The organism is Nocardioides ultimimeridianus (assembly GCF_054777895.1).
The window spans coordinates 118,900-139,086 of sequence record NZ_BAAHAB010000017.1; the positions used below are offsets into that span (position 1 = coordinate 118,900).

Sequence of the window (20,187 nt, forward strand, 5' to 3'; positions counted from 1 at the left end):
CACAAGGACGAATCCACGTGGCACTCTCTCGGGCCTGTCGGTGTGCCGTGGTCGCCGTCCTCGTGGTGCTGCCGCTGTTGCTGCTCGCACCGTCGGCGTCCGCGCACGCGATGGTCGTCGCGAGCACCCCCGCTCCCGGGAGCCTGCTCGAGGTCGCGCCGCAGGACGTCACGATCACCTTCGACGAGTCGGTGAGCGTCGTACCCGATGCCGTGCGGGTGTACGGCCCGGACGGGTCGCGGGTCGACCACGGCGCGGTGCTGCGACCGGGCGGGTCCGGGGACGAGGTGGAGGTCGCGGTCGACGCGGCGGCCGAGGGCACCTACCTGGTCTCGTGGCGGGTGGTGTCCGCCGACTCGCACCCGGTGACGGGCGCGTTCACGTTCTCGGTCGGGCGGCGCTCCACCGCGCCGGCCGTCGCCGCCGTCGGCTCGGACGACGGGCTCTCGAAGCTGCTCGGTCTCTCCCGAGCAGTCGGGTACGCCGGATCCGCGCTGCTCCTCGGCGGCACCGTGCTGCTCGGGCTGGCAGGCGGTGCCGGCGCTACCGGCGCGGGCCGAGGGCGCCGGGTGGGGCGGCTGGTCGGCCTCGGCCTCGTCGCACTGGTGGTCAGCGCCGTGGTCGCGCTCCTGGTTCAGGGCGGGTACGACGCCGGGCTGGGCTGGTCCTCGATCGGCCGGCCGTCGCTGGTCGGCGACGTGCTCGCCACGACCTTCGGCCGCGGGGTGGTGCTGCGCCTGGCGGCGGCCGCGGTCTTCGGGCTGGCTCTCGTCCGCACCGGCGGGAGGCTCCGTTCGGTGGTCCTGGCACTGGCCGGGATCGGCGTCGTCGCCTCCTTCGCGATGACCGGCCACGGCGTCTCCTCGCCGCTCCAGTTCGCCTCCACCTCGGTGCACGTCGCTGTCGCCTCGATCTGGGTCGGCGGGCTGGCCGTGCTGGCGCTGATCGTCCTGCCGAGGGGGACCGGCGACGTGCGCCCGCTGGTGGCGCGGTTCTCGCTCGTCGCGACCGGATGCGTCGCGGTCCTGGTCGCGACGGGGACCTACCAGGCCTGGCGCCAGGTGGGTGCCTGGGGCGCGCTGACGGCGACGACCTACGGGCGCGAGCTGCTGGTCAAGCTCGGGCTGGTGCTGCTGATCCTCGCCGCGGCGACCTTCTCCCGGCGCTGGGCGCACGGGCCCGCGACCGGGCCGGCGGCGCGGCTGCAGCGCAGCGTCGAGATCGAGCTGGTGCTCGCGATGGCGGTCATCGGGGTCACGGCCGTGATCGCCACGACGATGCCCGCCACGGTGGCCTACCACCCGTCAGCGTCGGCGCGGCTCACCACCGGGCCCGACGTCGTCCAGGTCTCGGCGGTGCCGGCGGGGGACCGGACGATGCGCCTCGACCTCGTCGTGCTCGACGCGAGCGAGCGACCGACGAGCCCGGCCGAGGTCGACGCCGCGGTCTCGCTTCCCGGTCGCGACCTCGGCCCGTTGACCATCACCCTGCACCGGGCCGGCATCGGTCACATGACCGGCACCGTCGCCGTACCGGTGGTGGGCTCGTGGACGCTGTCGGTGACCGTGCGGACCACGGCCATCGACGAGTACACCGCGACGACCCCGCTCCCGATCCGGTAGGGCTAGCCCCGGGCGAGCGTCCGCCCCAGCGCCCGGCCGCTGAAGATGCAGCCGCCGAGGAAGGTGCCCTCGAGCGCGTTGTAGCCGTGGACGCCGCCGCCACCGAACCCGGCGACCTCGCCGGCGGCGTACAGGCCGGGGACGACCTCGCCGGAGGGACGAACGACCTGGGAGTCGAGGTTGGTGGCGATGCCGCCGAGCGTCTTGCGGGTCAGGATGTTGAGCCGTACGGCGATCAGCGGGCCCTGCTCCGGATCCAGGAAGCGGTGCGGCTTGGCGACCCGGACCAGCTTGTCGGTCCAGGAGCGGCGGGCGTTGGCGATCGACATCAGTTGGAAGTCCTTGCTGAAGCCGTTGGTGGTCTCGGCGTCGCGTGCCTCGATCTGGCGGCGCAGGACGGCCGGGTCGAGGTGCGGCCCGCGCGCGGGCGCGTCGCCGTCGACGATGCCGTTCATCCCCGCGACCAGCTCCTCGAGCGTGTCCGCGACGACGAAGTCCACCCCGTGCTGCTTGAACGCCTCGACCGGACCCGGCGCACCCTTCGCGGCGCGCGACTTCAGCATGAACCGGAGGTCCTTGCCGGTGATGTCGGGGTTCTGCTCCGAGCCGGAGAGCGCGAACTCCTTCTCGATGATCGCCTGGGTCAGCACGAACCACGTGTAGTCGTAGCCGGTCCGCCCGATCGCACCGAGCGTGCCCAGGGAGTCGAAGCCGGGGTAGTTCGGCGCCGGCAGCCGCTTCCCGGTCGCGTCGAACCACAGCGACGAGGGACCCGGGATGATCCGGATGGCGTGGTCGGGCCAGATCGGGTCCCAGTTGTGGATGCCCTCGGTGTAGTGCCACATCCGGTCGGAGTTCACCAGCCGCCCGCCGGCGGCCTGGGCGATGCCGAGACCCCGGCCGTCGACGTACGCCGGCACCCCACTGATCATGTGCCGCGGAGCCGGACCGAGGCGGTCGGTCGGCCAGTTGGCGCGGATCAGCTCGTGGTTGTGGCCGATGCCGCCGGTGGTGATGGCGACCGCGGGGGCGTCGTACTCGAACTCCTCGACGACGTCGCGCGAGGACGCCACCCCGCGCTCCTCGTCGGACGGGGCCAGGACGGCGCCGCGGACGCCGGTCGCCGCACCGTCGGTGAGCACGACCTCGTCGACGCGGTGCCGGAACGCGAACCGCACCAGGCCGCGCCTCTCCGCCTCGAGCACCGGCTCCAGGAACACGCGGACCACCTCGGGCCCGGTGCCCCAGGTCAGGTGGAAGCGGGGGACCGAGTTGCCGTGGCCGGAAGCGTCGCCACGACCGCGCTCGGCCCAGCCCACGAACGGCAGCACCCGCAGGCCGAGCGAGCGGACGTAGTCGCGCTTGCCGGTCGCGGCCCACCGGACGTACGCCTCGGCCCACTTGCGGCCCCAGTGGTCCTGGCCCGGCGTGCCGTCGGCCTCGTCCGCCTCACGGTCGAACCCGGCCGAGCCCTGCCAGTCCTGCCAGGCCAGCTGATAAGAGTCCTTGATGCCCATCCTGCGCTGCTCGGGGGAGTCGACGAAGAACAGCCCGCCCAGCGACCAGAACGCCTGGCCGCCCAGGTTGGCGCGGTTCTCCTGGTCGAGCACCAGGACCTTGCGCCCCGCGCGGGTCGCCTCGTAGGTCGCCACCAGGCCCGCGAGCCCCGCTCCGACGATGATGGCGTCCGGCTTGAAGTCGTCGATCTCGCTCACGGGGCTGAGCGTAGTTGCGTCGTACCCACCGGAACCGTCGGTCCCGCACCCGATCCACGACCTTCGCGGTGGGTACGACGAAGCAGCCGGCTGTGAGCAGGGTCTCCACCGGAGTCCTTGCCACTGGCAAGGAACACGTTCTAGCGTGAGCGTCTCCCTTCCTTGCCACTGGCAAGGTCCTCGTCCCGGTGACCCGGAGGTGTCGGTGGACCACGAGTCGCCACGGTTCGCGCGGATCGGCCGCTTCGCGATCGCCCGAGCCGGCTGGATCGTCCTCGGCTGGCTGGTGCTGGTGGCCGTGCTCAACGTGGCCGTCCCGCAGCTCGAGGTCGTCGGCAAGAAGGACGCCTCGCCGATGGTCCCGCTGGACGCGCCCTCCTCGCGAGCGGTGGAGGCGATGAACAAGGCGTTCGGGTCGACGTCGAGCCAGAGCTTCCTGATCATCGCGATGGAGCGCAGCACGGGGCTGACCGCCGCGGACCGGCGGTTCGTGCTGCGCCTGGCCGCGCAGCTGCGCGCCGACACCGAGGACGTCTCCTTCGTCCAGGACGTACGCCGGCCCGAGCTGCTCAAGGCGCTCACCTCGCGTGACGGCGAGGCGCGCTACCTGCAGATCGGCATCACCGGCCCGACCGGGGCGCCCGCCTCGATCGTGCAGGTCGACGCGGTGCGGGCGCTGGTGGATCGGCTCCGTCCGGGTGGTCTGACCGTGGCCGTCACCGGCCCGACCGCCACTGTCGCGGACCTCGCCACCGAGACCGACCGCAGCGTCGCGCGGATCACCGTCGTCACGATCGTGATGATCGGGATCATCCTCTTCCTGATCTACCGCCGGCTCTCGACGCCGCTGGTGATCCTGACCGTGGTGGGCCTGGGCCTCGGGCTGGCCCGTGCCGTCACCGCGTGGTGCGGGCTGCACCACGTCTTCGCGGTGTCGACCTTCAGCGGCTCGTTCCTGACGGCGGTCGTGCTCGGTGCCGGCACCGACTACGCGGTCTTCATCATCAGCCGCTACCACGAGAACCGGCGTGCCGGCATCGACCCGGGCCCGGCCGCCGCCGGTGCGATCGGTCGGATCGGCTCGGTCGTCGCCGGTTCGGCCGTCACCGTCGTCGTCGCCACCTCCTTCATGGAGCTGGCCACCATGGGCTTCTTCCGCACGACGGGTCCCGCGATCGCGGTCAGCGTGGCCGTCAACCTGCTGCTCTCGCTGACGCTCACGCCCGCCCTGCTCATGCTCGCCGGCCGCCGGGGCTGGTGCGAGCCGCGGCCGGTGCGCTCGAGCGGGGCCTGGAGCCGGGTCGCCGGCACCGTCGTGGCCCATCCCGTGCGGTGGCTCGGGATCTCGCTGGTGCCCCTGCTGCTGCTCGCGCTGGTCTACCCCGCCGTGAACCTGTCGTACGACGTCCGCAGCACGCAGCCCTCCGACACCGAGTCGAACGACGGCTACGCCCTGCTCGGCCGGCACTTCCCGATCAACGAGGTGCTGCCCGACTACGTGCTGATCCAGGCCGATCACGACCTGCGCAACGCCCGCGACCTCGCGCTCATCGAGCGCGCCTCGGCCGATGTCGCACGGCTGCCGGGGGTGGCCATGGTCCGCGGCATCACCCGACCGCTCGGCACCCCCATCACCCAGGCCTCGATCGCCTACCAGTCCGGGCGGGTCGGCGATCGGCTCGGCGGCGCGAGCCGGCAGATGGCCTCGGGAGCCGCGGGTGCGCGTCGGCTGTCCGCCGGAGCCGGCCGGCTCGGCGAGGGCGCGGGTCGCCTCGCCACCGGTGCGGGGAGGGCGGCGAACGGCGCCGACCGACTCGCCGCCGGTACGACGAGGCTCGGCTCCGGTCTCGCCCGGCTGCTCAACGGCGCCGATCGTGCGGCCCGTGGCAGCGGCCGGCTCTCCACCGGGATGCGACAGCTGGCGTCGGGCCTCAGCGCCGCCGCCACCCAGACCGACACCGCCGCGGACGCGCTCGGAGTCATCTACCAGGCCCTGCGGACCAAGAGCCTGACCTGCGGCCTGGACCCGGCCTGCTCGCAGAGCCGCGACGGGCTCGAGAGGGTCTGGCGTGCCGAGAAGACCCAGTTGGTGCCGGGACTGCGCAAGGCCGCGCGAGCGGCGCACCGGCTGGCCGCGGGCACCGGCAGCCTCCGCACCGGGCTGCGGCAGCTCCGCGGCGGCATCGCGCAGGCGCGTGCCGGGGCGACGTCGCTGGCCACCGGCCAGCGCCGGTTCGCGGGCAGCCTCGACCAGCTGTCCGGCGGCGCCGACCGGCTCGCGACCGGTGTCGGCGCGCTGCACGACGGCACCGAGCAGGTGGCCACCTCGCTGCCCCGGTTGCGGCGGGGCCTGGCCCACGCGGCGGCGTACCTCCAGCAGACGCGGCGCGTCGGCAGGGACCCGGCCGTGGGCGGCTTCTACCTGCCACCCGCGGCGCTGGGGAACCGGAGGTTCGCCGCGGCCAGCGGGCTGTTCCTGTCGCGCGACGGCCGGACCGCCCGGCTCGTCGTCCTCGGCACCACCAACGCCTTCGACACCCCGGCGGCGGATCGCAGCGTGCGGATCCGGCGCACGGTCGACGACGCCTTGCGCGACACCGCGCTCGGCGGCGCGGCGGTCAGCACCACCGGCATGGCCAGCGCCAACCACGACCTCGAGCACTACTCCCAGCAGGACCTCCTGCTCATCGCGGTCTGCGCCCTGCTCGCGGTGTTCCTGGTGCTGGTGCTCCTGCTGCGCGCCATCGTCGCCGCGGCGTTGCTGATGCTGACGGTCCTGCTTTCCTATGCTGCCGCCATGGGTGCGTCCGTCCTGGTGTGGCAGGTGCTGCTCGGTGTGCGCATCGACTGGACCGTCACCGCGGTCTCGTTCGTGCTCCTCGTCGCGGTCGGCGCCGACTACAACCTGCTGCTCGCCAAGCGGATGCACGAGGACGCGCCGTCCGGCGACCGTGCCGCCATCGCGCGCGCCACCGCCGTGACCGGCGGGGTGATCACCTCGGCCGGCCTGATCTTCGCGAGCTCGATGTTCGCCATGCTCGCGGGCAGCGTCACGACGATGGGTCAGGTCGGCTTCGCGATCGGCATCGGGCTGCTGCTCGACACCTTCATCGTCCGCTCGATGGTGGTGCCGTCGATCGCCGCGCTGCTGGGCCGGCGGCTCTGGTGGCCGCAGCGGATCGCGACCGGGGGGCCGGCGTCGTGAGGGACCTGCGGGACCGGTTGCTTCGGGCGGCTGAGCAGGAGATCGCTGCCTGCGGGCCGTCGCGCGCCTCGTTGCGCGCCATCGCCCGCAGGGTCGGCGTGTCCCACCAGGCCACCGCCCACCACTTCGACGACCGTGCCGGGCTCTTCACCGCGCTCGTCCTCGAGGGCACCACCGAGCTGTACGACGCGACGCTGGCCGCCATCGAGGCCGCCCCGGTCGAGGGCGGGCTGCAGGTGGCCGCCGCCGGAGCGGCGTACGTCTCCTTCGCGCAGCGGCGGCCCACGATGTTCGACCTGATGTACCGACCCGAGCTGCTGCACTCCGAGGACCCGGCCCTGCTGGCCGCCGGTCAGCGCCACCGCGACCTCCTGGTCGATGCGGTCGCGCGGGCCCAGGCCACCGGGTGGGGTGCGTCGGTCCCGACCGCCGAGCTCGCCCTGCTCGGCTGGGCGGCGGTGCACGGGCTCGCGGTCCTGCAGCGCGGCGGGCATGCCGCCGCGGCCTACCCCGAGGTCGACCTCGGCTCGGTGCTCGGCCGCGTCGTGCACGCGCTCGACGCGCTGGCGGCCGACCGTCGTACCTGACCAACGCGTTGGTTTTCCGGGCGAGACCCAACGCGTTCGTCAGGTACGACGGGGGTCTACTGCTCCACCGACGCCGGGTTCGGCAGCGCCAGCTGGGTGGGCGTGGAGCGGCCGCGGAGCGTCGTCGCGCCCGCCTCGATCCACAGCCCGGCCTCCGAGGAGCCGGCGTCGCGGGCGGCGAGCACCGAGTCCCAGGACGCCACGAGCCGGCCGGGGAGGTCCTTGGCGAGGTCGGTGAGCCGGCTGGCGGAGTTCACGGCGTCGCCGATGACGGTGTACTCGTAGCGCTGCTCGTGTCCGACGTTGCCGGCCACGACGGTGCCCGTCGCGACGCCGATGCCGGCGGCCACCTCGGGCACCTCGGTCTCCAGGCGTGCCGCGATCATCCGGGCGGCGCTGAGCGCGGCGGCGGCGTGGTCCGGCCGGTGCGCCGGCGCCCCGAAGACCGCGAGCACCGCGTCGCCGATGAACTTGTTGACCAGCCCGTGCTCGCGGTCGACCTCGTCGACGACGACGCCGAAGAAGCGGTTGAGCATGGCGACGACCTCGGCGGGCGGCCGGGTGGCGGCGTACGCCGTGGAGCCGACCAGGTCGACGAAGAGGACCGTCGCGATCATGGTCTCGCCGAACAGCGACACCTCGCCGGTCTCGGCGGCGGTCGCGGCCTCGGCGACCTCGGTGCCGACGTGCCGGCTGAACAGGTCGCGGATCTTGTCCCGCTCGCGCAGGCCGCGGACCATCTCGTTGTACCCGCTCTGCAGGGCGCCGAGCTCGGTGCCGTCGTACACGGCGACCTCCTCGAAGCGCCCGTGCCCGACGTCGAGCATGGCGTCGCGGACCGCCAGGATGGGCGCACGGACCGAGCGCGCGTTGAGGTCGGTCAGCACGAACCCCGTCAGCAGCACCACCGCACAGGTGGCGATCGTGACGATGGCGAGCTGGTCCAGGGTCGCGCGGCTGCTGTGCAGCGCGATCGAGGCGATGGCGAGCAGGCCGAGCACGGGCGCTGCCGTGCCGACGATCCAGAACAGCACCATCCGCGGCCCGACGCCGACGCCGCGGACCCGGTGCGTCACCTGGATCCCGCTCATCGCGCGCGCGGAGACCGGGCGCAGCGCGAACTCGCACAGCAGGTAGGCGATCCCGGAGACCACGATCGAGCCGATCAGGATCGTCAGGCCCGTCATCACGGCCCGCGAGGGCTGCAGCCGGGTGAGGATCGCGGTCGACAGCACGCAGCCGCCGAACCAGATGACGAACTGGATGGCGGTCAGGTGCAGCGGCACGCGGAGGGCCCGGCGCCGCTCGTCGTCGTTCGGTACGGCGCCCGGCTCGGTCGCCCAGCGCAGTGCCCGCAGGCTCGCGGCGGTGCCCCAGAGCACGCCCGCGATCGCGCCGGCCAGGACGTAGACGGGGATGCCGATCGCCATGGCGATCTCGAGCCGGTGGCTCGGCGGGGGCGCGGGCACCGCCCACAGGTTGATCACGAGAGTCACGGCCGCGCCGGCGAGGTTGGTGAACAGCAGCATCGCGGTCAGCAGCAGCCGGATCCGCAGCCGGAGTCGGCGGGGGTCCTGCTCGCGCGGCCCGAGCAGGCGCGAGCCGAAGGGGCTGCGCCGACCGGAGTCCCCCGCGTCGACCATGATCGAAGGGTATTGGCTCTGGTTGGATCGGGAGCATGAACGCCGACGTGATGTTCAGCGCCGAGGAGATCACCGAGGCGTACGCCGTCTTCCACCGTCAGGTCGCGACCTTCGTGGAGTCCGGCGACTGGAGCGGGTACGCCGACCTGTTCACCCCCGACGCCACCTACGTCGAGCACGCGATGGGCACGTTCCGCGGCCGCGAGGAGATCCGGGCGTGGGCGGTGCGGACGATGACGTCGTACCCGGGGCGGGTGATGACGGGGTTCCCGCTGGCGTGGCAGGTCGTCGATCCGGCCGCCGGCCGGCTGGTCTGCGAGGTCCGCAACCCGATGCCCGATCCCGGCGACGGGACGATGCTCGAGGAGCCCAACATCACGATCATGACGTACGCCGGGGACGGGCTGTTCTCCTGCGAGGAGGACGTCTACAACCCGCTGCGCTTCCACACCATGGCGCTGACCTGGGCGCGGATCGCCGCCGCGCACGGCCGGGCCGATGCCGACGTACTGGCGTGGCTGGAGAAGTGGGGCGGTGGAGCGTGAGCGCGGCGGCGAAGCGGATCCTCCTCGAGATCCTGGGCTGGCTCCTGCTGGCCGCCGGGGTGGCCGCGCTGATCCTGCCGGGCCCCGGACTGCTGCTGCTCTTCGCGGGCCTGGCGGTCCTGTCGCGGCAGTACGCCTGGGCCCGCCGCTGGGTGGAGCCGGTCCGGCTGCGGGCGCTGCGGGGTGCGGCCGACGGCGTGCAGACCTGGCCGCGGATCCTCGGCTCGTGCCTCGGCGCGGCCTGCCTCGGGGCGCTCGGGGTGCTCTGGATCGTCGGCCCGGACGAGCCGGGGTGGTGGCCCGACGACGCCGGGGGCTGGCTGATCGGTGGGGTGTGGACAGGCGCGACGCTGCTGGTGTCGTGCGCGGCGGCGTACGCCCTGATCGTGTACTCCTACCGCCGCTTCCACGGGAGGCCGGAGGCGCTCGCCGAGCTCACCAGCGAGGTGGAGGAGGCGGACGAGGAGCGCCACCGGCACTGATCCCGATTCGGCTGCGGGGATCCTGATTCGCTCCTACGATCCGAGGATGCGCATCGTTGCTCGACTCTGTGCGGCGCTCGTCGTCGCCTCCTCGCTGGCCGCCGTCGCAGGGAGCGCCCACGCCTCCACCGATGAGCGGTGGTGCGGCGCCGGGGTGGCCAAGCCGTGCATCGAGTCGTTCACCTACAACGACACGGTCATGACGGCGGCCGACCCGATGGACCTCACGGTGACCCACTTCACCGACCCGGGCTACGGCCGCACGTTCACCTTCTCGGTCCAGCCCGACGGCAGCGCCCCGATCCCGGCCACGCTCGCGGCGGGCGACACGGTCAGCTTCGTGCTCGACACCGGCGCCCAGCACACCGACTACATCTCCGGGTTCGAGCACCAGAGTGACGTCGACGTCTGGCAGGACGCCACCTCGGGCGACTGGATGCTGCGCGTGACGGGCTCCGCGGTGCGGGTCGGCAGCGGCTGCAACGACGCAGCCGCATGGCCGTGGCCGTGTCCGACCGTCTCGGCAGGGGACTCGGTCTACTTCGAGGGCGACGTGACGGCGTACGACGCCGTGACGAACCAGGACTTCGTCGGGTTCTACGCCGGCACCAATGTCACGTACAACGGCATCTTCATGGACCAGGACTCGACCGGTGCGAAGTTCCTGGAGATGGAGGCGGTCGCTCCGCAGTACTTCGACGACGGGACCACGCCCGTCCACGGCTCGGTGCACTTCCGCGTCCCGAACGTGATGCTGCGCGAGGACTTCGGCATCCCCGACCCGAGCACGATGACGTCCGGCAGCATGACCGGCACGGTCAACGGCAGCGCGGCCACGTTCGTGATCGCCCAGGACCCCGATGGCGGCGGCATGTACATCGATGTCAGCGGGTTCACCTTCGCGCCGGCGACGAGCACCGCCCGGATGCGCACCACGCTGACCCGGGTCAAGCGCACGATCAAGGTCCGCGTCGGCACGATCAAGCCGACCAAGCCGGTGATCACCAAGGCCAAGCGCGTCTCCGGCCGACGGATCTGGCTCACCCACACGCTCGCCAAGCCGCGCGGCGCGAAGGTGACAGGGTACGTCGCCCAGTGCGTCAACGGCTCCTCGGTCCTCACCGGCACCGCCGCCGCAACCGCCACCGGCATCGGGGTGGGCGGCCTGCGGGCGGCCAAGGCCTACGACTGCCGGGTCGCCGCGACGTCCAAGGCCGGCCGCAGCGCCTGGAGCACCTGGGTGCACGTCCGCCGCGCCTGACGTCGCGGGTGCGGGCCACGCCACCCGCGGCCCGGCGATGCGTCGGGGGCACCCACTAGCCTCGCCACCGATGACCCTCCTGCTGCACCGCGCCCCGCGGACCGATGCCCTGGCCGACGGGCTGGCCGGGCTGCTCACGCAGCCGTTGGCCGACCCGTTCGCGCAGGAGGTCGTCGTGGTGCCGGCGCGCGGGGTCGAGCGCTGGCTCTCCCAGCGGCTCTCGCACCACCTCGGCACCACCCCCGGCGCGGACGACGGCGTGTGCGCGGCCGTTGACTTCCGCAGCCCGCAGTCCCTCTTCGCGCTCGTCTCGGGCCGCCCGGACGAGGACCCGTGGTCGCCGGCCGCGCTGACCTGGCCCCTGCTCGGCGTGATCGACGAGGTCGTCGGAGAGCCGTGGGCCGACGTCCTCGCCCGCCACCTCGGCCGCACCATCGAGGGCGAGGAGGCCGAGCTCCGGCGCGGCCGCCGCTTCGCCACGGCGCGCCGGCTGGCCGGCCTGTTCGCGTCGTACGCCGCCCAGCGGCCGAGCCTGCTCGCCGACTGGGCCTCCGGCGCCGACCACGACGGCGCGGGCCGCGAGGTCCCGGCCGACCTGGCCTGGCAGCCCGAGCTGTGGCGCCGGCTGGCCGCGGTCGTCGCCGGGCCCGACCCGGTCCAGCGCCACCACGAGGCGGTGACGCGGCTGCGTGCCGATGTGCAGGCCGTCGACCTCCCCGAGCGGGTCAGCCTCTTCGGCCACACCCGGCTGGCGGCCGGCGACCTGCAGCTGCTCGACGCGCTCGCCACGCACCGCGACGTCCACCTGTGGCTGCCGCACCCCTCGCCCGCGCTCTGGTCCGCGCTGGACGACCCCGACCTGCGTCGCGTCGTCCCTCGCTCCGAGGACCGCTCGCACCAGCGTGTCGGCCTGCCGCTCCTGGCCACCCTCGGGCGCGACACCCGCGAGCTGCAGCGGCTCCTCGGCACCGTCGACCACGTCGACATTCCCGGTCCGGCGGCGGCGCCGGAGCCGACCACGCTGCTGGGCTGGCTCCAGCACGACCTGCGCGCCAACGCCCCCGGCCCACGCGCCGCCCGCCATCTCCGCGACGACGACCGCTCCGTCCAGCTACACGCCTGCCACGGCCCGGCCCGCCAGGTGGAGGTGCTGCGCGAGGTGCTGCTCGGCCTGCTCGCCGACGACCCGACGCTGGAGCCCCGCGACATCGTGGTGATGTGCCCCGACATCGAGGGCTTCGCGCCGCTGCTGTCCGCGGCGTTCGGGCTGGCCGACGTCGTGGGGGACGAGGGCCATCCCGCCCACCGGCTGCGGGTCAGCCTCGCCGACCGCGCGCTGGACCAGACCAACCCGCTGATGTCGGTCGTGGCGCGGCTCCTCGAGCTGGCCGGCGGCCGGGTCGGGGTGGGTGCGGTGCTCGACCTCGCACACTGCGACCCGGTGCGGCGCAGGTTCGGCTTCCGCGACGACGACCTCGACCTGCTGGCCACCTGGGTGCAGCAGACCGGGGTGAAGTGGGGCTTCGACGGTGCGCACCGCGACGGCTTCGGCCTGTCGGCGTACGACGACAACACCTGGCGCTCCGGCCTCGACCGGCTGCTGTCCGGCGTCGCGCTGTCCGACGACAGCGACCTGATGCTGGGCGACGTGCTGCCGCTCGACGACGTGGGCAGCGGCGACGTCGACCTGATCGGGCGCCTGGCCGAGTTCGTGGCCCGGCTGCAGGACGTGACCGACCGGCTCGTCGGCGTCCACAGCCTCGACCACTGGCTGCGGGCGATCGAGGACGGCGTCGCGGCGCTGACCGCGGTGCGGCCCGCCGACTCCTGGCAGCACGGCCAGGTCCAGCGCGAGCTCGACAGCCTGCGGTCCACGGCAGGAGAGGCGGTCGAGCTGCGGCTGCCCGACGTACGCGCCATGTTCTCCGAGCGGCTCGCAGGCCGCCCGACCCGCGCCAACTTCCGCACCGGGGTCCTCACCGTGTCGACCCTGGTCCCGATGCGGTCGGTGCCGCACCGCGTCGTGTGCCTGCTCGGTCTGGACGAGGGCGTGTTCCCGCGGGTGGGCGTGACCGACGGCGACGACGTGCTCGCGCGCCGTCCGCTCACCGGTGAGCGCGATCCTCGCAGCGAGGACCGGCAGCTGCTCCTCGATGCCGTGCTCGCCGCGACCGACACCCTGGTCGTCACCTACACCGGCGCCAACGAGTACACCGGGCAGCCGCGGCCGCCCGCGGTCCCCGTCGGCGAGCTGCTCGACGCCCTCGACCTCACGGCCACGGCGCCCGCGGGCGAGGTGCGCGACCGGATCGTGCTCGACCACCCCCTGCAGCCCTTCGACCGGCGCAACCTGGTGGCCGGGGCGCTGGTGCCCGGTCAGCCGTTCGCCTTCGACCGGTTCGCGCTCGCGGGTGCCCGCGCGATCGAGCGGGAGCGCGACGACGCACCCCACTTCCTCGCCGGCGCGCTGCCCGCGCCCGAGCCGGGCGACGTCGCGCTCGACGACCTGGTCGCCTTCTTCGGCAACCCGGTGCAGGGCTTCCTCAAGCAGCGCCTGGGCATCGCGCTCCCGCGCGAGGACGACCCGGTCGACGACCGCATCCCGATCACGGTCGAGCCGCTCGAGGAGTGGGCGATCGGCCAGCGCATCCTCGACGACCTGATGCGCGGGCACTACCCCGATCCGGCCGTGGAGCGCGAGCGGCGTCGCGGCGTCGTACCTCCCGGAGAGCTCGGCGAGCGGCTGCTGCGCAAGGTCATCGACCGCGCCAAGCCGCTGGCGCGCGAGGCCCTCGCCCACACCGCCTCGGCCCCACAGGCCGTCGACGTGGACGTCGACCTCGGCGGCGGCCGGCGGCTGCGCGGCACCGTCCCCGACCTGTACGGCGACCTCCTGGTGCGGGTCAGCTACTCCCGGCTCGGTCCCAAGCACCGGCTGCACAGCTGGGTGAAGCTGCTCGCCCTCGCGGCGAGCGACGAGGACCGCCCCTGGCGCGCGCTGACCATCGGCCGCCCCGAGGGCTGGGGCCGTGCCGACGTCGACCTGTCCCGCATCGCCCCGCTCGACCAGCGCGCGACCGCCTGGCTGCGTGACCTGGTCGCCCTCCGCGACGAGGGCATGGCGGCGCCGCTGCCGCTGCCGCTGAAGACGTCGCTGCAGTACGCCCGCGCCCGTCGTACTCGCACCGATGCCGACGCCGCCCTGGACCGCGCCGGCTTCCTGTGGCGCCGCGACGGGAAGTTCGCCGGCGAGGTCGCGGACGTCGAGAACGTCCTGGTCTGGGGCGAGCGCGCGCCACTGCCGGGTCGCGAGCCCGCTGACGGCACCGAGACGTCCCGCTTCGGTGCGCTGGCGATGCGGGTCTGGGGCCCGCTGCTGGAGAGCGAGGTGGGGAGCTGGTGACCACCGAGCCCACCCCGTTCGCCATCGCGGGCGACCTGCCGACCGGCACCACCCTGCTCGAGGCCAGTGCCGGCACCGGCAAGACCTTCACCGTCGGCGCCCTCGTGGCCAGGTACGTCGCCGAGGGGCTGGCCACCCTCGACGAGATGCTCGTCATCACCTTCAGCCGGGCCGCGACCCAGGAGCTGCGGACCCGGGTCCGCGAGCAGCTCACCCGCGCGGAGCGGGCGTTGGCGCGGCAGCTGGCCACCGGCGACGCCGACGCGGAGGACGAGCTGATCGCCCACCTGCTCGACGCGACCCCCGCCGAGCTCGCCACCCGGCGGGAGCGGCTCGGCGACGCCCTCGCCGCCTTCGACAGCGCGACCATCGCGACCACCCACCAGTTCTGCCACGTGGTGCTGCGCTCGCTCGGTGTCGCCAGCGAGAGCGACACCGCGGCGACCCTGGTCGAGTCCCTCGACGAGCTGGTGCTCGAGGTGGTCGACGACCTCTACCTCGCCGACAACGGCCAGCGGCAGGGTCAGCCGCTCGTCGACCGCGCCACCGCCGCCGCGATCGGCCGCGAGGCCGTCGGCCACCAGAACGTCGACCTCGCGCCGGCCGACCCCAGCCACGCCGTGGCGGCCGCCCGCACCGACTTCGCGCAGCGGGTGCGCGCGGAGGTCGAGCGGCGCAAGCAGCGTCTCGGCATCCAGTCGTACGACGACCTGCTGGCCCGCCTCGCGCACGCCCTCGAGGACGACGCGGCCCCCGCCCGCGCGCGGATGCGCAACCGCTGGCGGATCGTGCTCGTCGACGAGTTCCAGGACACGGACCCGGTGCAGTGGCAGGTCATCGAGCGCGCCTTCCACGGGCACTCCACGGTGATCCTGATCGGCGACCCGAAGCAGGCCATCTACGGCTTCCGCGGCGGCGACGTCGACACCTACCTGGCCGCGGCCGGCCGGGCGACGAGCCACTACACCCTCGCCACCAACCGCCGCTCCGACGCGGGCCTGGTCGACCGGCTCAACGCCTCGATGGGCAACGCCGGCCTCGGCAGCACCGACATCGTGGTGCACCCGGTCGAGGCGTTCCACCAGGAGAGCCGGCTGGCCGGGGCGCCGCACCCCGCGCCGTTCCGGATCCGCCGGATGCCCCGCGGCGACCTGAAGCTGAACCGCGGGATGGTGTCGTGGTGGGCCGCCCGCGACCGGATCGCCGACGACCTCGCGGCCGACGTCGCCGAGCTGCTCGGCAGCCGGCCGACCTGGTCCGGCGTACCTCTCGAGGCGCACCAGGTCGCGGTCCTCGTCTCCGACCGCACCCAGGGCGAGGTCGTGCAGGCGGCCCTGCAGAAGCGGCAGGTGCCGGTCGTGCTCAACGGCGGCGGCGACATCTTCCGCACCCCAGCCGCCGATGACTGGCTGGTGCTGCTCAAGGCGCTGGACGCGCCGCACCGTGCCCCGCTGGTGCGCTCCGCCGGTCTGACCTGCTTCTTCGGCCTCGGTGCGGCCGACCTGGTCGAGGGCGGCGACACGCTCACCGGCGAGATCGCCGACGCGCTGCGCGACGGCGCGATCCTGGTCCGCAGCCGCGGCGTCGCGGCGCTGATGGAGGCCTTCGAGGAGCGCGGGCTGAGCGACCGCATCCTCGGCCGGGTCGGCGGCGAGCGGCTGCTGACCGACCTGCGCCACCTCGGGCAGGTGCTGCACGACCGTGCGGTGCGCGACCGGCTCGGCCTCACCGCGCTGCTGGAGTGGTTCCGCGACGAGCGGCTCCGCACCGCCGCGGGCGAGCGGCCGCGGCGGCTGGACTCCGACGCCAAGGCGGTGCAGATCGTCACGATCCACGGCAGCAAGGGCCTGGAGTACCCCGTGGTCTACCTGCCCTACGCCTTCAACTTCTACGACCGCCCCACCAGCACCGCCCTCTTCCACGACCGCTCCGACCCCGCCGCGCTGCGCCGGGTCCTCGACGTCTCCGGCAGCGGCCGGCAGTGGAACGCCAACCTCGACCTCCATCGCGCCGAGGAGGCGGGCGAGGACCTCCGCAAGCTGTACGTCGCCCTCACCCGCGCCCAGTCGCAGGTCGTCGCCTGGTGGGCGCCGGCCGAGGGCTCCGAGCGCGGCGCGCTCAGCCGGATGGTCTTCGGCCGCCGGCCGGGCGGGCGCGACGTCCCGGAGACCGCGCAGGTCTACCCCGACGACCGCGCCGGCGAGATCCTGCACCTCATCGAGACGCAGTACGCCGGACCCGCGGCCGAGGTCGCGGCCCCGACCCGTGCCCGGCTCGATCCCCTGCCGCCCGACGACGCGCCACTGCTGGCGCGGGCCTTCGACCGGCGCATCGACACCGAGTGGCGGCGCACGTCGTACTCCGCCCTGATCCGGGTCGAGGAGAGCGCCGTCGCGACGAGCGAGCCCGAGGTCGCCGCCAAGGACGACGAGCCCGACGAGAGCGACGAGACGCCGGTGATCGAGACGGCCGTCGTGCCGGTCGAGGCCCTCGACCTCCCCTCGCCGATGGCCGACCTCCCCGCCGGCGCCGGCTTCGGCTCGCTGGTGCACGCGATCCTCGAGCACGCCGACCCGTCCGCGCCCGATCTACGGGCCGAGCTGGCCCAGCGCGCCGAGGAGCAGCTGCGCTGGTGGCCCTCGGAGGCGACGCCCGACGAGCTCGCCGAGGCGCTGCTGCCCATGAACGCCACCTCCCTCGGCCCGCTGGCCGACCGGCTGACGCTGGCCGGGATCCCGCTGGCGGACCGCCTGCGCGAGCTCGACTTCGAGATCCCGCTGGACGGCGGCGACCGCGTGCGGGACGGCAGCCACGACGTACGGCTCGGCGACCTCGCCCCGTTGCTGCGTCAGCACGTGGGCGACGACCCGATGGCGGCCTACGCCGACCGGCTCGAGCAGCCGCCGCTGGCCGACCAGCCGCTCCGCGGCTACCTCTCGGGCAGCGTCGACGTCGTCCTGCGCCTGCCGTCCGGGCGGTTCGTGGTCGTGGACTACAAGACCAACCGGCTGGGCGAGATCGGCCGGCCCACGACCGCGGCCGACTACGCGCCGGCCCACCTGACCGAGGCGATGCTGCACTCGCACTACCCGCTGCAGGCGCTGCTCTACTCCGTCGTCGTCCACCGCTACCTGCGTTGGCGGTTGCCGGCGTACGACCCGGAGACCCACCTCGGCGGCGTGCTCTACCTCTACGTCCGTGGCATGTGCGGCCCGGAGACGCCCGAGGTCGACGGGGTCCCGTGCGGGGTGTTCAGCTGGCGGCCGCCGGCCGCGCTCGTGGTCGCGCTCTCGGAGAGGCTGGCAGGCCGATGATGACCGAGCTCTTCGAAGCCGAGGCCAACGACGCCCGGATCGCGCGCGGCGCCACCGGCCTGCTGGCCACCTTCAACCGGGCCGGCCTGCTCACCGCGGCCGACGTCCACAGCGCGTCCCGCATCTGCGCCCTCGGCGGTGAGCGCGACGAGGCCGTCGCACTCGCGGTCGCCGTGACGGTCCGCGCCGTCCGGCACGGATCGGTGTGCGTCGACCTCGCCGAGCTGGCCGCGAGCGAGGGGGTCCAGGACCTGCCCTGGCCGTCGCCCGAGCAGTGGCAGGCGGCGATCGCGGCCAGCCCGCTGGCGACGACGGGCGTCCTGCGCCGTGAGGGCGAGCTGCTCTACCTGGACCGGTTCTGGCGCGAGGAGGGCCAGGTCCGCGACGACCTGCTGGCCCGGCTCGCCGCCCCCGCTCCGCCGGTCGACGAGGCAGCGCTGACCGCCACGGCGGCCCGCCTCTTCCCCGAGGGGTACGACGAGCAGCGGGCCGCCGCCCTCGCCGCCGCCCGGCAGTGGACGACCGTCCTGACCGGTGGCCCCGGCACGGGCAAGACCACCACGGTCGCGGGCCTGCTGGCGCTGCTGACCGAGCAGTCGGACCGGCCGCTGCGGATCGCCCTCACGGCGCCCACCGGCAAGGCCTCGGCCCGGCTCCAGCAGGCAGTGGGCGAGGTGCAGCGCGAGGACCGCTTCACCGATGCCGACCGCGCCCGGCTCGACGGCCTCACGGCCTCGACCCTGCACCGGCTGCTGGGCTGGACCCCCGATGCGCGCAACCGCTTCCGGCACCACCGCCGCAACAAGCTGCCGCACGACGTGGTCGTCGTCGACGAGACCTCGATGGTGTCGCTGACGATGATGGCGCGGCTGCTCGAGGCGGTGCGCCCCGACGCCCGGCTGGTGCTGGTGGGCGACGCCGACCAGCTGGCCAGCGTCGAGGCGGGCGCCGTGCTCGCCGACCTGGTCCAGGGTCTTGCCGAGCGCGCGCCCGGAGCCGTGACCGGGCTGCGCACCACGCACCGGTTCGGCGAGGGCATCGGTGCGCTCGCCGAGGCGCTGCGGGTCGGCGACGCCGACCGGGTGCTGCAGACGCTCACCGCGGGCGGCGACCGGGTGAGACTGGTCGACCCGGTCGAGCACGCCGACGCGCTCCGGCAGCGGCTGCTCGAGCACGCGGTCGCCGTACGCACCGCGGCGCTGGCCGGCGATGCCGAGGGCGCGCTGCAGGCCATGGACGCACACCGCCTGCTGTGCGCGCACCGCGACGGCCCCTACGGCGTCGCGCACTGGAACCGGCTCACCGAGCGGCTGCTCGCCGACAGCCCGGTGGGCGACCCCACCGTCTGGCAGGAGTGGTACGCCGGGCGCCCGATCCTGCTGACCGCCAACGACTACGGCCTCGGCCTGTTCAACGGCGACACGGGCGTGGTGGTCCGTGAGGGCGACCGGCTGCGCGCGGTGATCGCCGGGGTGCGCGAGCACCTGTGGCTCGCGACCGCGCGGCTGGGTGCGATCGAGACCCTGCATGCGATGACGATCCACAAGAGCCAGGGCAGCCAGGTGGGCGAGGTGACGCTGCTGCTGCCGCCGGAGGACTCGCCGCTGCTGACCCGCGAGCTGTTCTACACCGCGGTCACCCGGGCCAAGGACCGGGTGCACGTCATCGGCACCCCAGCGTCCGTGACCGCGGCCGTCGAGCGGCGCGCGCAGCGGGCGACGGGCCTGCGGGCACGGCTCAGTCACTGACCGGGCAATCCGGCGTAACACGACAGGGTTAGGTTGGTGCCATGCCGTACCTGATGCGCGTCGAGCTTCCCGACGTCCCCGGATCGCTCGGCCGGGTGGCGTCCGCGATCGGTATGGCCGGCGGCGACATCGAGGCCATCGAGATCGTCGAGAAGCGCCAGAACGGCACCGCGCTGGACGACGTGCTGCTGGAGATCCCCGCGGGGACGATGCCGGACTCGGTGGTCTCGGCCTGCAGCGCGCTCGAGGGCGTGCACGTGCTCTGGATCAGCCACTACCCCTCGGGCGGCAACCTGGTGCTCGACCTCGAGGCGGTCGAGGAGATCACCGGCAACCCCGAGCAGGCCTTCGACCGGCTGGTCGACCTGCTCCCGGCCACCTTCCGGGCCGACTGGGGCCTGCGGGTGCACCGGGCGAAGGGGGCCGCCTACGGCACCAGCGCCGCGCCGGAGGAGTTCGAGTTCATCGAGCTCGAGGGTCCGCAGCGGCTCGAGGTGGACGGCGACGAGAACACCCTGTTCGCGGCCGCCCGCCTGGACGGCAACGACATCGTGGTCATCGGCCGCCGTGGTGGCCCGGACTTCCTCGACTCCGAGCTCGCCCGCCTCGGCCACCTGGCCGCGCTGGCGGTCACCATCTCCACCGCCGACTCGCGGTAGCCC

At 74.0% G+C, this 20,187-nt stretch carries 12 protein-coding genes; 10 read left to right on the forward strand and 2 right to left on the reverse strand.

The window, feature by feature from the left end:
- Nucleotides 1-17 precede the first annotated feature (17 nt).
- Nucleotides 18-1,622 carry a copper resistance CopC/CopD family protein gene (locus tag ACYU8V_RS15925; RefSeq protein ID WP_460848729.1) on the forward strand — a complete coding sequence of 535 codons (1,605 nt, stop codon included), beginning with the start codon at nt 18-20 and terminating at the stop codon, nt 1,620-1,622.
- A 2-nt stretch (nt 1,623-1,624) separates the two neighbouring features.
- Here ACYU8V_RS15925 and ACYU8V_RS15930 read toward each other — a convergent pair whose 3' ends face one another.
- Complete coding sequence (locus ACYU8V_RS15930; RefSeq protein ID WP_460848730.1) at nt 1,625-3,337, reverse strand: FAD-binding dehydrogenase; 1,713 nt, start codon at nt 3,335-3,337, stop codon at nt 1,625-1,627.
- 205 nt (nt 3,338-3,542) lie between these two features.
- On the opposite strand from ACYU8V_RS15930, the gene ACYU8V_RS15935 reads away from it, so the two are divergent.
- Together ACYU8V_RS15935 and ACYU8V_RS15940 are read left to right on the forward strand one after the other, a co-directional pair.
- Nucleotides 3,543-6,542, forward strand: a complete 3,000-nt coding sequence (locus ACYU8V_RS15935; protein WP_460848733.1) for an MMPL family transporter — start codon at nt 3,543-3,545, stop codon at nt 6,540-6,542.
- Nucleotides 6,539-7,129 carry a TetR/AcrR family transcriptional regulator gene (locus tag ACYU8V_RS15940; protein ID WP_460848734.1) on the forward strand — a complete coding sequence of 197 codons (591 nt, stop codon included), beginning with the start codon at nt 6,539-6,541 and terminating at the stop codon, nt 7,127-7,129. The genes ACYU8V_RS15935 and ACYU8V_RS15940 overlap by 4 nt, the downstream gene beginning before the upstream one ends.
- Before the next feature lie 56 nt (nt 7,130-7,185).
- On the opposite strand, the gene ACYU8V_RS15945 is transcribed toward ACYU8V_RS15940, so the two are convergent.
- A complete protein-coding gene (locus ACYU8V_RS15945; RefSeq protein WP_460848735.1) occupies nt 7,186-8,772 on the reverse strand; it encodes an adenylate/guanylate cyclase domain-containing protein in 1,587 nt (528 codons plus the stop codon).
- A gap of 35 nt (nt 8,773-8,807) precedes the next feature.
- Here ACYU8V_RS15945 and ACYU8V_RS15950 point away from each other — a divergent pair, with 35 nt between their 5' ends.
- The 7 genes from ACYU8V_RS15950 to ACYU8V_RS15980 all read left to right on the forward strand — a co-directional run bounded on the left by ACYU8V_RS15950 (nt 8,808) and on the right by ACYU8V_RS15980 (nt 20,184).
- Nucleotides 8,808-9,317, forward strand: coding sequence for a nuclear transport factor 2 family protein (locus ACYU8V_RS15950; protein WP_460848736.1), 510 nt, complete (start codon nt 8,808-8,810; stop codon nt 9,315-9,317).
- A complete protein-coding gene (locus ACYU8V_RS15955) occupies nt 9,314-9,799 on the forward strand; it encodes a PGPGW domain-containing protein (protein WP_460848737.1) in 486 nt (161 codons plus the stop codon). The genes ACYU8V_RS15950 and ACYU8V_RS15955 overlap by 4 nt, the downstream gene beginning before the upstream one ends.
- Before the next feature lie 46 nt (nt 9,800-9,845).
- Nucleotides 9,846-11,060: a fibronectin type III domain-containing protein gene (locus ACYU8V_RS15960; protein ID WP_460848738.1), complete on the forward strand. Its 1,215-nt coding sequence runs from the start codon at nt 9,846-9,848 to the stop codon at nt 11,058-11,060.
- 70 nt (nt 11,061-11,130) lie between these two features.
- Nucleotides 11,131-14,463 (forward strand): exodeoxyribonuclease V subunit gamma, encoded by a 3,333-nt coding sequence (recC, locus tag ACYU8V_RS15965; RefSeq protein ID WP_460848740.1) that lies wholly within the window; start codon nt 11,131-11,133, stop codon nt 14,461-14,463.
- Nucleotides 14,460-17,777, forward strand: a complete 3,318-nt coding sequence (locus tag ACYU8V_RS15970) for a UvrD-helicase domain-containing protein (RefSeq protein WP_460848742.1) — start codon at nt 14,460-14,462, stop codon at nt 17,775-17,777. The genes recC and ACYU8V_RS15970 overlap by 4 nt, the downstream gene beginning before the upstream one ends.
- Nucleotides 17,777-19,525, forward strand: a complete 1,749-nt coding sequence (recD, locus tag ACYU8V_RS15975; protein WP_460848744.1) for an exodeoxyribonuclease V subunit alpha — start codon at nt 17,777-17,779, stop codon at nt 19,523-19,525. Before ACYU8V_RS15970 ends, recD begins: the two co-directional genes overlap by 1 nt.
- A 41-nt stretch (nt 19,526-19,566) precedes the next feature.
- Complete coding sequence (locus ACYU8V_RS15980) at nt 19,567-20,184, forward strand: ACT domain-containing protein (protein WP_460848745.1); 618 nt, start codon at nt 19,567-19,569, stop codon at nt 20,182-20,184.
- Nucleotides 20,185-20,187: the final 3 nt, after the last annotated feature.